This window comes from Micromonospora sp. NPDC051141 (assembly GCF_044455765.1).
GTDB lineage: Bacteria > Actinomycetota > Actinomycetes > Mycobacteriales > Micromonosporaceae > Micromonospora.
The window spans coordinates 138,479-151,610 of sequence record NZ_JBITFD010000020.1 but is presented as its reverse complement, the minus strand read 5'-3'; the positions used below and the strand labels follow the sequence as shown (position 1 = coordinate 151,610).

The 13,132-nt window shown below is 73.3% G+C and carries 9 protein-coding genes; 3 read left to right on the top strand and 6 right to left on the bottom strand.

Annotated elements, in window-relative coordinates; genetic code table 11:
• The coding region (locus ACIA6B_RS29710) for a condensation domain-containing protein (protein WP_396778385.1) at nt 1-1,589 on the bottom strand (1,589 nt) is incomplete at its 3' end.
• 139 nt (nt 1,590-1,728) lie between these two features.
• Nucleotides 1,729-3,063 (bottom strand): cation:proton antiporter, encoded by a 1,335-nt coding sequence (locus ACIA6B_RS29705; protein WP_396778384.1) that lies wholly within the window; start codon nt 3,061-3,063, stop codon nt 1,729-1,731.
• A 307-nt stretch (nt 3,064-3,370) separates the two neighbouring features.
• Between ACIA6B_RS29705 and ACIA6B_RS29700 the strand changes: the two genes are divergently transcribed.
• A complete protein-coding gene (locus ACIA6B_RS29700) occupies nt 3,371-4,342 on the top strand; it encodes a hypothetical protein (protein ID WP_396778382.1) in 972 nt (323 codons plus the stop codon).
• Here the strand turns inward: ACIA6B_RS29700 and adhE are convergent.
• From adhE to ACIA6B_RS29680, 4 genes are all read right to left on the bottom strand, one after another.
• Nucleotides 4,327-7,005, bottom strand: a complete 2,679-nt coding sequence (gene adhE, locus ACIA6B_RS29695; RefSeq protein WP_396778380.1) for a bifunctional acetaldehyde-CoA/alcohol dehydrogenase — start codon at nt 7,003-7,005, stop codon at nt 4,327-4,329. The two genes, ACIA6B_RS29700 and adhE, sit on opposite strands and share 16 nt — an antisense overlap.
• A gap of 185 nt (nt 7,006-7,190) precedes the next feature.
• A complete protein-coding gene (locus tag ACIA6B_RS29690; protein WP_396778379.1) occupies nt 7,191-7,586 on the bottom strand; it encodes a hypothetical protein in 396 nt (131 codons plus the stop codon).
• Nucleotides 7,586-9,628, bottom strand: coding sequence for an ArnT family glycosyltransferase (locus ACIA6B_RS29685; protein WP_396778377.1), 2,043 nt, complete (start codon nt 9,626-9,628; stop codon nt 7,586-7,588). Before ACIA6B_RS29685 ends, ACIA6B_RS29690 begins: the two co-directional genes overlap by 1 nt.
• A 34-nt stretch (nt 9,629-9,662) precedes the next feature.
• The gene (locus ACIA6B_RS29680) at nt 9,663-10,886 is read right to left on the bottom strand and encodes a glycosyltransferase (protein WP_396778375.1); all 1,224 of its coding nucleotides are present in this window, start codon (nt 10,884-10,886) and stop codon (nt 9,663-9,665) included.
• Between the two features lie 101 nt (nt 10,887-10,987).
• On the opposite strand from ACIA6B_RS29680, the gene ACIA6B_RS29675 reads away from it, so the two are divergent.
• Together ACIA6B_RS29675 and ACIA6B_RS29670 are read left to right on the top strand one after the other, a co-directional pair.
• The gene (locus ACIA6B_RS29675; protein ID WP_396778374.1) at nt 10,988-11,680 is read left to right on the top strand and encodes a response regulator transcription factor; all 693 of its coding nucleotides are present in this window, start codon (nt 10,988-10,990) and stop codon (nt 11,678-11,680) included.
• A 17-nt stretch (nt 11,681-11,697) separates the two neighbouring features.
• Entirely contained in the window at nt 11,698-13,071 is a 1,374-nt protein-coding gene (locus ACIA6B_RS29670) for an ATP-binding protein (RefSeq protein ID WP_396778372.1), read from the top strand.
• The last annotated feature ends 61 nt before the right edge of the window (nt 13,072-13,132 follow it).

Here is a 13,132-nt window from a genome sequence, read left to right as displayed (position 1 = left end):
TTCAACTCCCCATACGACAACGACACCCCACCCACCACCACCGCCACCGCATCCGGCGACCGCCGCACCCGCTCCTCGAACAACTCGTGCAGGCACGACTGGACCGGAGCCGCCGACCGGGGTGCACCGATCACCACAGCGCGTTCCGCGGCGTCGAGCAGGTCCAGGCTCGCCAGTGGCGCGTCCACGTCGGCCACCGCGGCGGCGAGCAGGTTGCGCAGGTGGGTGGCCATGCGCTCGACGGTGGACTCGTCGAACAGGGCGGTCGCGTAGACGAGATGGCCGCCGAGCCGACCGTCGCCGGCGTCGCCGACCTGCAACTCCAGGTCGCACTTGGCGATGCCGCCGGTGAGCGGGTACGGCCACATCCGCGCACCCGGCAGCGTCACGGCGTCGCGGCGCGGCTCGTGCATGGTGAGGGCGACCTGGTAGAGCGGGCTGCGCGACATGTCCCGCTCCGGCTGTAGCTCGTCGACCAGCCGCGCGAACGACACGTTCTGGTGGTCGTAGGCGTCGGCCAGCACCTCGCGGGCCGCCGCGACGAGTTCGGCGAAGCTCTGCCGCTCGTGCCAACGGGTACGCATCACCAGGTTGTTGATGCCGTACCCGATCAGTCCCTGGAGCTCCGGCCGACTGCGTCCGGACACGACGGTGCCGACCGGCACGTCGGTCAGGCCGGTGTACCGGGAGACCAGCAACTGGAACGCGGCGAGGAAGACCACGAACGGGGTGGTGCCGAGCCGCTCAGCCAGCTGCCGCACCTGGCCGGCGAGCGCGGTGGGAAGCGCGAACTCGACCGCGGCGCCGTCATGCTCGCGCACGGCGGGACGCTGCCGGTCCGCGGGCAGGTCGATCGTCGGCAGCTCGGCGAGCTGCTCGCGCCAGTAGCCCAGGTGCCGGGCGGTCTCCCGCTCGGCGTCGGCGGTGTGTTGGGCGGCGGCGAAGTCGGCGAACTGCACGGGCAGGTCGGGCAGGTCGGGGACGGCGTGCTCGACGAACGCGCGGTAGAGCTGGGCGAACTCACGCACGAAGACCTGCGCCGACCAGGCGTCGAACGCCACGTGGTGGAAGATCACCGCGAGGACGTGGTCGTCGGCTTCGAGGGCCACCAGCCGGGCCCGGATCGGCCAGTCCCGCTCGAGGTCGAACGGCCGGGCCGCCTCGGCGGCGAGCACCTGGGCGCAGCGCGCCTCCCGCTCGTCGGCCGACCCGGTGAGCACGTCGGTCGCCACCTGGATCGGGGCCGGCGCGTCGATCACCTGCTCCGGCTCGTCGCCGGTGAGCACGTAGCGGGTACGCAGGATCTCGTGCCGGGCGATCAGCGCGGACAGCGCCCGCTCGACCGCGTCCCGATCGGCCACGCCGCGGACCCGGAACGCGAGCGGGACCAGGAACTCGCGGCTGTCCGGGTCGAGCCGGTTGAGGAACCACATCTGCTGCTGACCCGACGACAGGCGCAGCGGCCGGTCCCGGTCGGCGCGGGGCAGCCCGGATCGTCTGCCCGTCCGGCCCCCGCCGAGCCGGCGCAGGAGCAGTTCGCTGCGCAGGTCGGACACGGACGGGACCTGATCGATGTTTTCGGTGGTCATCCGAGACCGCTCCCTTGCTCGCGACGGTTCCGCTCGTGGCGCGGACGTAGTGGTGGTGCGGGACAGCACGGCACCTGGGCAGCCTTTCGGCGGGCGCGATAGTTCATCTATACGGCGACTATCCGCGCGTCCGCGCGGTTCACGGGCGGGTGATCGCCGGCGGTGCCCCGGCCGGCTCGTCGTACGCGCGCAGCCGCATCTCCTCGTCCGCGGTGATCTGCAGCCGGGACATGCCGAAGCGCAGCAGTGGCGGGCTCATCAGCGAGGTCACGATCGCGATGAGGACGATCGTGGTGTACATCGTGGTCGTCAGGACGCCCAGCTGCACACCGACCATGGCGATGACCACCTCCATCACGCCACGCGCGTTCATGCCCGCGCCGAGCGCGACCGCCTCCCAGCGGTTGAGGCCACTGAGCCACGCGCCCAGGAACGCGCCGCTGAACTTGCCCACGATGGCGATCACCAGCAGCAGCGTCGCGATGCCGAGCACCAGCGGCTCGGCCAGCAGCGTGAGATCCATGCGCAGCCCGGCGGTGGCGAAGAACAGCGGCGCCAGCACCGCGGTCACCAGCAGGCGCAGCGGGGCGAGGCGCCGCACCACCTCCGGCCCGGCGCTGCCGATCAACATGCCGCCGATCAACGCGCCGAAGATGGCCTCCAGATGCAGCGCCTGGGTGCCGGCCGCGCACAGCACGATCAGGATGGTCGCGCCGACCAGGACGGGGCCCTGGCCCTCCGACCGACTCGCGACCCGCATCACGCGACCGACCAGCGGACGCCCGACGAACACGGCGACCAGCACCACGGCGGCCAGGTAGGCGATCGGCAGCACCAGGTCGCCGGCGCGCAGTCCCGTTGTCGCGACGGCCGTCACCACGGACAGGCCGAGCCAGCCCAGCAGGTCGTCGACCGTGCCTGCCATCAGGATGAGCTGACCGACGTTGCGGTGGATCATCCGCAGGTCCATCAGGGTCTTCGCGATCACCGGAATGGCGCTGACCGCCATGGCGATACCCAGGAACAGCGCGAACGCCGGCCGCTGGCCGTGCTCCGACAGCAGCGACCGCGGAAGCAGCACCCCCACCGTGACGCCGAGGGCCAGCGGGATCAGCAGCCCCGGCAGACTCACCCGCAGCGCGGTCTGATGGCGTCGGCGGATCATCCGCAGATCCAGGCTCGCGCCGGTGAACGCCACCAGCAGCACCAACCCGACCTGCCCGACGGCGTCGAGCAGGTGAAACTGTTCGGCGGTGGGCGGAAACAGCCAGCGGAACGCCGCCGGTGCGACGCCCCCCAGCAACGACGGTCCCAGCAGGACGCCGGCCACCAATTCGCCGACGATGGCCGGGAAGGAGAGCCGCGCGGCCAGCTTGCCGAGCAGAGTGGCGGCCAGCAGCAGCACGCCGATCTGGAGGAGCAGAAAGAGCAGTGGGGAGCCACCGAGCGGGCTGATCGGGTCTGCGGCGTACATGGAATCCCCTGCCTGAAGGCGACCGAGAGGGCTCGTTCACCATGGGCAGGATCCCTATACTCCGTCAGTATCCCCAGCTTGGCGCCGCGCACCGATCGTCGAGGACGGCATGCGGCGGCGGCCCGGGCGCGGGGCAGCGCCCGGTCCCTCGGTCCGGGCGAGGACCACCCCGTCGTCGGGCGGCGCCGGCAATGGCCGATCCGGTATGGTATTTCCCTCAGTGGCCGGGCGAGGTGTGGAGGGTTTCCTGTGGACGTCGGGGGTTCCTGTGGACGTCCGGGCCGGCCGACCGGCGGAGGATGAGGACGTGACCCGGCCCGCGTCCACGTCCACCAGTGGCCCGCTGCGGCCCGACAGGCGGTCCGGTCCGCCGCGGGCCCGGGTCCGTCGACTGTGGGCGCGTCACCTGGTCCGGGACGAGGGCGGCGCGGACCGGTTCACGCTGTTCCTCGTCGCCGCGGTGATCACGATCCTGGTGACCAGGGCGTTCCTGGGTATGGCCGGCTACCCCCAGGTGGGCAGCGGCGGGCTGCACGTGGCGCACGTGCTGTGGGGCGGCCTCGGCATGCTCGCCGCCCAGCTCATGACCACGCTGTTCCTCGGCAGCGCGGTGAAGAACGCCGCCGCCCTCGTGGCCGGAGTCGGGTTCGGGTTGTTCATCGACGAGGTCGGCAAGTTCCTCACCGCCGACAACAACTACTTCTACGAACCCGTCGCCGCCATCATCTACGCCGTCTTCGTCGCGACCTACGTCGCGGTGCGACTCGCCGTCCGGCGGCGGCCCCTGAGCGAGCGGGAACGACTGGTCAACGCGGCGCAGCGGACGGCCGACGGCTACGCCGGCTCGGCGACGGGCGGCGAGTGGCTGACCCGGATCCGCGAGCGGTGGCGGGCGGCGCTGGCCGGCTTCTGCCGCCGCCCGTTCGTCCGCCGCTGGACCGCCCCGGCGATCGCGCTGCTCACCCTCTTCTCGCTGGGTCGCCCGCTGGTGCTGCTGTCTCGGCAGCCCAACCTGCCCAACGCCGTCTACGCGGCGTTCGCATCCACCGCGTTCGTGCTCGGGGTGCTCGGGTTGTGGCGCTCGACCCGGGGCCGGCCGGCGGCCGGGCTGTTCGAGGTGGCCCTGATGGTGGAGCTGCTCGTGGTGCAGGTCTTCTGGCTCCTGGACAACGAGTTCGCCGGCATCCTGCCGGTCGCCTGCACCGTGGCGCTGCTCGTCGTGAACCGGCAGCACGCCGCCGACGCCCGGCCGTCGTCCGGCCGTCACCCCTTGCCGTAGTACGCGGCCCGCATGAGCGCCTGCATGTCGTCGAGCATCGGCATCCGCGGGTTGGCCGGGGCGCACTGGTCCTCGTAGGCGTTGAGCGCCTGCTCGGGCAGCGCCGCCAGGAAGGCGTCCTCGTCGACGCCGACGGCCTGGAAGGACGGCTCGATGCCGACCGCGTCGCGCAGCCGCTCCACCGCGGTGGCGTACGACTCGACCGCCTCGGCCGGGGTGGCCGCCGGCAGGCCCAGCATCCGGGCGATGTCCTGGAACCGCTCCGGCGCCCGGTAGTGCTCGTACTTGGGCCATCCGGTCAGCTTGGTCGGCGTCGTGCCGTTGTAGCGGATGACGTGCGGCATCAGGATCGCGTTGGTCCGCCCGTGCGCCACGTGGAAGGTCGCGCCCAGCGTGTGCGACATGGCGTGCACGATGCCGAGGAAGGCGCTGCCGAACGCCATGCCGGCGATGGTGCCCGCGTTGTGCATCTTCTCCCGCGCCTCGGCGTCGGCCGCGCCGTCGCGCACCGCCCGCTCCAGGTAGGTGAAGATGAGCCTGACGGCCTGCAACGCGAGCCCGTCGGTGAAGTCGTTGGCGTAGACCGACACGTACGACTCGGTGGCGTGCGTCAGCGCGTCGAAGCCGCTGTCCGCGGTGATGGTGGGTGGCAGGTCGGCGGCGAGCACCGGGTCGACGATCGCCACGCTCGGCGTCAGCGCGTAGTCGGCGAGCGGGAACTTCTTGCCGGTGGCGGTGTCGGTGATGACCGCGAACGGGGTCACCTCGGCGCCGGTGCCGGAGGTGGTGGGGATGCAGACCAGCCGGGCCCGCTCCCCCAGCGTCGGGAACTTGAAGGCCCGTTTGCGGATGTCGAAGAACTTCTCCCGCATGTCGGCGAAGACGACCTCCGGGTGCTCGTACCGCAGCCACATCACCTTGGCGGCGTCCATGGCCGAGCCCCCGCCCAGGGCGACGATGGTGTCGGGCCGGAAGGACCGCATCAGTTCCGCGCCCCGGTCCACCGTGCCGACGCTCGGTTCCGGCTCGACATCGTCGATGATCTGCAGGGCCACCCGGTCGGGGCGTCGTTGCAGGACGGTGATCAGCCGGTCGACGTAGCCCAGCCGGGTCATGGTGTGGTCGGTGACGACGGTGACGCGGTGCACGTCGGGCATGTCGGCCAGGTAGCGGACGGCGTTCGGCTCAAAGTAGATCTTGGGCGGGACCTTGAACCACTGGAGGTTGTTGGTCCGGCGCCCGATCCGCTTGATGTTGAGCAGGTCGACCGCGGAGACGTTGTTCGACACCGAGTTGCGTCCGTAGCTGCCGCAGCCCAACGTCAGCGACGGCAGGAACGCGTTGTACATGTCGCCGATGCCGCCCTGCGACGCGGGCGCGTTCCAGATGACACGCACCGCCTTGACCCGCCGGCCGTACTCCTCGACGAGTCGCTCGTCCTCGGTGTGGATGACGGCGCTGTGACCGAGGCCGTTCAGTTCGACCATCTGCTCGGCGTACCGGATGCCGTCCTCGGTCGACCCGGCGCGCAGCACCGCCAGGACGGGGCAGAGCTTCTCCCGGGTGAGCGGCTCGGTCGGGCCGACGTGGTCCGCCTCGACCAGGATCACCGACGTCTCCGCCGGGACGATCACGCCGGCGTGTTCGGCGATCCAGCGCGCGCTCTGGCCGACGACCCGCGGGTTGAGCCGCCCACCGGCGCAGTCGACGCCGCCCGTGGGGTCGCCGCCGGCGGGTTCGCCGAAGATCAACTCCTCGATCCGACGCTTCTCGTCGGGCGTGGCCACGTGGACGTGCAGCCGCTGGAACTCGGCCATCATCGCCGCGTAGACCTCGGCGTCGATGATCACCGCCTGCTCGGAGGCGCAGATCATGCCGTTGTCGAACGACTTCGACAGCACGATGTCGTGCGCCGCGCGGCGCAGCTTCGCGGTGCGGTGCACGTACGCCGGCACGTTGCCGGCGCCCACGCCGAGCGCCGGCTTGCCGGACGAGTACGCCGCCCGGACCATGCCGTTGCCGCCGGTGGCCAGGATCGTGGACACCCCGGGGTGCCTCATGAGCGCGCCGGTGGCCTCGACGGAGGGCTGCTCGATCCACTGGACGCAGTGCTCGGGCGCGCCGGCCGCGATTGCCGCGTCCCGGACCACCCGGGCGGCCTCGGCGCTGCACCGCTGCGCGGCGGGATGGAACGCGAAGATCATCGGGTTGCGGGTCTTGAGGCCGAGCAGCGCCTTGAAGATGGTCGTGGACGTGGGATTGGTGACCGGGGTGACGGCGCAGACCACGCCGACCGGCTCGGCGATCTCGACGATGCCGTCGATCTCGTCCCGGGAGATGACCCCGACCGTCCTCAGGCCCGCCATGTGGTTGGTGACGTGCTCACACGCGAAGATGTTCTTGACGGCCTTGTCCTCGAAGACACCCCGGCCGGTCTCGGCCACCGCCATCCGGGCCAGCTCCGCGTGCCGGCCCAACGCCGCCACCGAGGCCTTCGCCACGATCCGGTCGACCTGCTCCTGGTCGAGGGCCGCGTAGTCGTCGAGCGCCCGGAGCCCGTTGTCGACCAGGGTGTCGATGGTCGTGGCGGACGGGGCGGCCGTGCCCCGCCCCGAGGACGCGGCCGGGAGCGGGCGGGGGCCCGAGGCGATCACGGCGGTCATACGGATCACTCCGATCGTCGGCGCCGGTCGTGTCGTCCGGCCGTACCCCGATCGTCGCCGCCGCACCGGTGTCCCCGCCGGGGGCGGGCGGCCCGGACCGCCCGGGTCCTTCGCCCCTGATTCCCCTTGCCCGGACGATCAGGCCGTAGGCGGGCGTCCGCGCCGGCCGGATCGTGACGTGCGCTTCACCCGCCGCCCGGCAGCATCGTGCGGCAGGCCGTCTGGGCCGCCTGCCAGGTCGCGTCGTCGACCCCCGCCGGCTTGGGCACGGCCCCGCCCGGGGCGCCGGACGGCACCGCCCCGCCCGGCGGCGGCGAGGGTGGCGCTCCGCCCGGCATCCCCGACGCGGCACCGTCCGGCATCGCCGTGGGCAACGGCACACCGTGCTCCGACAGGCACGACAGGTAGCCCTGCACCGCCGACGGGTCGAACGGCGCGGCGCTCGCCGGTCCGCCGTCCGGGGCGTCGCTGCCAGCGTCCTCCGATCCACAGGCCGCGGTCGCCGCCAGGCAGGCGAGGGCGGTCGTGGCCATTGCGAGCCGGATCAGCCGGCCGCGGGCCGAGACACGGGCGAGGGGCATCAGTTCTTCTCCTTGGTCAGGTCGTACACGGTCCGGCCGCCGATCGTGGTCGACGCGAACGTCGACGACACCCAGTCGGTGATCGCGGCGACGGAGGCCGAGGTGGCCATCGGTCCGCCCGCGCCCGGCATCGTGCCGCCCACGCCGCCCGTCGCGACGAGGTAGCGGACGTCGCCGTCGGCGACGTGGCGCTGGAACTCGGTGAGCGTGGGCGCCGGATCGCTGCCGGTGAAGCCGCCCAGCCCCATCACCGGCCGTCCGCCGGCGAGCTGCAACGACGCCGCGTCGCTGCTGCTGACGACCGCCGCCGCCCAGGTGGTGGTGGTCGCCCGCAGCAGCTTCGCCACCGGGTCGTCGGTGCGTACCTCACCACCGGGCAGCCCGCCGCCCACCGGTGGCTCGGGAAACCCGGCCGGCAGTCGGCCACCGGGGAACATCCGCGCCATCATCTCGGTCAGCTCCGCGCCGCCCGGGAAGCCACCGCCACGGGGGCCGGCGGTCGGAATCGGACCGCTGCGCGCCGACGACGCGGTCTGCACCGCGTACGCGGTGCTGCCCAGCGCACCGGTGAGCAGCGCGGCGACCAGCCCGACCAGGGAGAGGCGGAGCGCCCGGCGCGGGGACGGCAGCAGCCCCACCACCGCCACCACGCCGAGCGCGGCCAGTGCGTACCGCAGCGCCGGGTACCAGTCGGGTGTCCGGTCGAGCAGGACGTACCCCCAGGCGGCGGTGGCGGCGACCATCGCGGCCAGCCCGAGCCGGGCGGACAGCGTCTCCCGGCGGACCCAGAGCTCCCGGCCGCCGAGACCGACCAACGCGGCGATCGCCGGCGCCAGCGCCACCGTGTAGTACTCGTGGAAGATGCCCGCCATGAAGCTGAACACCGCGGCGGTCACCAGCAGCCAGCCGCCCCACAGCAGCACCGAGGCGCGCAACCGGTCGGTGCGCGGCGCGCGACCGCTGAGCCAGACACCCAGCACCAGCGCGACCAGCGCCGCTGGCAGCAGCCAGGACACCTGTCCCCCGATGGCGTCGCCGAACATCCGGCCGATCCCGGTGGCGCCGCTCATGCCTGCCGGGCCGCCGGCCGGCAGCTCGACGCCGGCCGGCAGTGGGGTGCCGGCGGGCAGCCCCGGGCCGCCGCCCTGGGCGCCGGCCGCGCCGTTGCCGTCGCCGCCGAGGATGCGGCCCAGGCCGTTGTAGCCGAGGGTCAGCCCGAGCACGCTGTCGTCCTCGGAGCCGCCCACGTAGGGCCGGTCGGCGGCGGGCCACAGCTCGACGACGGCGACCCACCAGCCGGCGGCCACCGTCATCGCGGTCCCGCCCGCCACCAGGTGCCCCAGCCGCCGGCGCAGGCTCACCGGCGCGGCGACCAGGTAGGTCAGGGCCAGCGCCGGCAGCACCAGGAACGCCTGGAGCATCTTGGTGAGGAAGCCGAAGCCGATGGCCGAGCCGGCGAGCAGCAGCCAGCCGATCCGGCCCTGTTCCACCGCCCGGGTGGTGGCCCAGGCGGCCAGCACGAGCAGCAGGACCAGCAGGGCGTCGGGGTTGTTGTAGCGGAACATCAGCACCGCCACCGGGGTGACGGCCAGCGCCGCGCCGGCGATCAGGCCGGCGGCCGGGCCGTGCCACCGCCGCACCGTGGCGGCGAGCAGCGCCACCGCCGCCACCCCGGCGAGAGCCTGCGGCAGCAGCATGCTCCAACTGGTGAAGCCGAAGATCCGGCCGGAGATCGCCATCAGCCACAGCGACGCGGGCGGCTTGTCGACGGTGATGAAGTTCGCCGCGTCCACCGAGCCGAAGAAGAACGCCTTCGCGTCCTGGGTGCCCGACTGCACCGCGCCGGCGTAGTAGGGGTTCGCCCAGCCGCGCCCGGCCGGATCCCAGAGGTAGAGCACGGCGGTGGCGGCGAGCAGGACCAGCAGCGCCGGCCGGGCCCAGGCGGGATCGGCGGGGCGCCCGCGCAGGAGCCGACGCAGCCGCCCAGGCACGGTACGCGGGCCGGCGACGCGGATCGGCGCGGATTCGGTCAGTGAGGACATGTACGGGTACTCCCGGGAACGGTGGTGGGGGCGGTCAGCGCGCGGATCGGAACACCCACGAGCGGAAGAGCAGGAAGCGCAGGAGCGTGGCGGCGAGGTTCGCGCCGACCAGCACGGCCAGCTCGACCAGGTGCGAGTCGGTGCCGCCGAGCGCGCCCAGCACGGCCAGCGCGCCGCTGGTGAGCCCCAGCCCCAACGCGAAGATCACCAGGCCCTGCGCCTGGTGCGAGACGACGCCCCGTCCACCGCGGACCCCGAACGTGACCCGGCGGTTGAGCGCCGTGTTGGCGACCGCGGTGGCCAGCAGGGCGAGCAGGTTGGCGGGCTGGGCCGCCAGGCCCTGCCGCAGCAGGGCGTAGAGCAGCAGGTAGGCCAGCGTGGAGGCCACCCCGATCGCGGCGAAGCGGACCAGTTGCCCACCGAGCTTGGCCGGCACGTCCCGCACGAGCGGGTTGCGTCCCAGGTCGTGGCGCAGTTGCCGCAGCGGCAGCCGACCGGAGGCCAGGGCGCGACCGAGCCGCCAGATGCCGCGCAGGTCGTCCAGGGCGGTGCGGACGACATCCACCCGGCTGTCCGGGTCGTCGACCCAGTCGACCGGCACCTCGTGGATGCGCAACCCCGCCTGCTGGGCGAGGACGAGCAGCTCGGTGTCGAAGAACCAGGCCGTGTCCTGCACCAGCGGCAGCAGACGCTGGGCGACGTCCGCGCGGATCGCCTTGAAGCCGCACTGCGCGTCGCTGAACCGGACGCCGAGGGTGCCGCGCAGGATCAGGTTGTAGCCGCGCGAGATGACCTCCCGCTTCGGGCCGCGGACCACCCGCGACCCCCGGGCCAGGCGGGTGCCGATGGCCACGTCCGAGTGCCCCGACAGCAGCGGCGCGACCAACGGCAGCACGGCCGCCAGGTCGGTGGAGAGGTCCACGTCCATGTACGCCAGGACGGCGGCCCCGGAGCGGGACCAGACCGCCCGCAGGGCGCGGCCACGTCCCTTCTCCTCCAGCCGGACCACCTCGACGGCCGGGAACTCGGCGGCCAGCCGGGCCGCCACGGCGGGCGTGGCGTCGACGCTGGCATTGTCGGCGACGGTGATCCGGAAGTCGTACGGGAAGGTGTCGGTGAGGTACCGGTGCAGCCGCCGTACGCACGGGTCGAGGTCGTTCTCCTCGTTGTGGACCGGGATGACCACGTCGAGCACCGGCGCCCGGTCCGGGGCGGGGCGGGCGCGGACGGGCTGACCGGCCGGGGTGGTGACTGGCATGGGACCAGCCTTCCGGCGACCCGTGAGAGCACTTTTAGCGCGCCATAAGAAGTGGCTAAGAAAACGGCACCGCCGCCACCTCCGGTTCCTATTGTTGGTCCGTGAAAAGCCGTTTCCAGGTGCTGTTGGCCGACGACGACAAGGCCGTGCGGGACTCGCTCGAACGGGCGTTGCGCTTCGAGGGGTACGCGATCGAGGTCGCCGCCGACGGCGAGGAGGCCGTGCGCCGCGCCGCCGCCGGGTCCCCCGACCTGATCGTGCTGGACGTCATGATGCCCCGGCTCGACGGCCTGGAGGCGTGCCGGCGCCTGCGGGTGATGGGCGACCACACCCCGGTGTTGATGCTCACCGCCCGCGACGCGATCGGTGACCGGGTCGCCGGCCTGGACGCCGGCGCCGACGACTACCTGGTCAAGCCGTTCGCCCTACAGGAGCTGCTGGCCCGGGTACGGGCGTTGCTGCGCCGGGTGGCCGGCGACACCGGCGCCGCCGACACGGCCCGGGTCGGCGACCTGTGGCTGGACCGCCGTTCCCGCCGGGTGCGCTGGCGCGACGTCCCGGTCGAGCTGACCCGCACCGAGTTCAACCTGCTCCAGACGCTGTTCGACCACGCCGGCCAGGTGTTGAGCCGCCGGCAGATCTTCGAGCACGTGTGGGGGTACGACCTCGACCGCACCTCGAACAGTCTCGACGTCTACGTCGGCTACCTGCGGCGCAAGCTGGAGGCGACCGGGGCCCCGCGTCTGGTGCACACCGTGCGCGGGGTCGGGTTCGTGCTCCGCGCGGACGGATGAGGCGCCACCGCCGGTCCATGCAGGCCCGGCTCACGCTGGTCGCCACGGTGGCGGTCACCGGCACGGCCGTGCTGGTCTGCGCGCTGGCCTGGCTGTCGGTGCGGCGGACCCTGATCGCGCAGGTCGACCAGGAGCTGCGCGCGATCTCCCACGGCCCGGTGGCCGACATCGACCCGGCGAGCATCCCGGACATCCCGTCCAGCCCGTTGAACGGCCCGGCCGCCGTGCAGATCCAGGCCCGACTGGCCGACGGGCGGACGGTGCTGGCCAGCCCACGGACCGCCACGCTGCCCTTCGGCTCGCGCGAGGAGGCGGTGGCCGCCGGCCGGACCCCGGCCGCGTACTACAGCACCAGTGTGCCGCAGGGGCGGTTCCGGGTGCTGGTGCGGCCCGGCGCGAACGGCTCGACGATGCAGTACGCCCGTTCGCTGCGCGACGTGGACACCTCGCTGCGCCAGATCGCCCTGGTGATGCTCGCCCTGGTGCTGGGGGCGGCAATGCTCGCCGCCCTCGCCGGCCGGGTGATGGCGCGGGCCGGCCTGGCGCCCGTGCACCGGCTGACCAGGGCGGCCACCCGGGTCGCCGACACCCAGGACCTGGACCGTCCGATCCGGGTCGACGGCGACGACGAGGTGGGGCAGCTCGGCCGGGCGTTCAACCGGATGCTGACCGCGCTGGGTCGCTCCCGCCAGGCGCAGCGTGACCTGATCGAGGACGCCGCCCACGAACTGCGCACCCCCATGTCGAGCATGCGTACCAATGTGGAGCTGCTGATCCACGCCGGTGAGCGGCTCGGCGCGACCGACCGCCGAGAGCTGCTGCGCGACCTGGACCGGCAGAGCGTCGAGCTGTCCGACCTGGTGGCCGACCTGGTCGACCTGGCCCGCTCGTCCGGCGTCGAGGAGACCGCGGTGCGCACGGACCTGGCCGAGGTGGCCCAGACGGCGGTGGACCGGGCGCGGGCCCGTACGCCGTACGCCCGCATCGCCCTCGTGTCCCGACCGGCGCCGCTGGTCGGACGCCCCACGGCGCTGGAGCGCGCGGTGGTGAACCTGCTCGACAACGCGGTGAAGTTCGGACCCCCCACCCAGACCGTCGAGGTCACCGTGACGGGTGCGCCCGGCGGTGCGGTGGAGCTGAGCGTGGCGGACCGGGCGGCCACGATCCCGGCCGCCGAGCGGGACCGGATCTTCGGCCGGTTCCACCGGCTGGCCACCGCCCGCGCGGTGCCCGGGTCGGGGCTGGGCCTGGCGATCGTGGCCCAGACCGTCGCCGACCACGAGGGCAGCGTGGAGGTGGCGCCCCGGCCCGGCGGCGGCAACGTCTTCCGGCTACGCCTCCCGGCCGGACCGCCTCCGCCGGCTACCGGCGCCCCCCGGGCCGGCGGCTGACCGCCGCCACAGCTCCCGCCTCCGGCCGAGGTCTTCGCGGCGTTCTTCGCGCCGGGCCGGC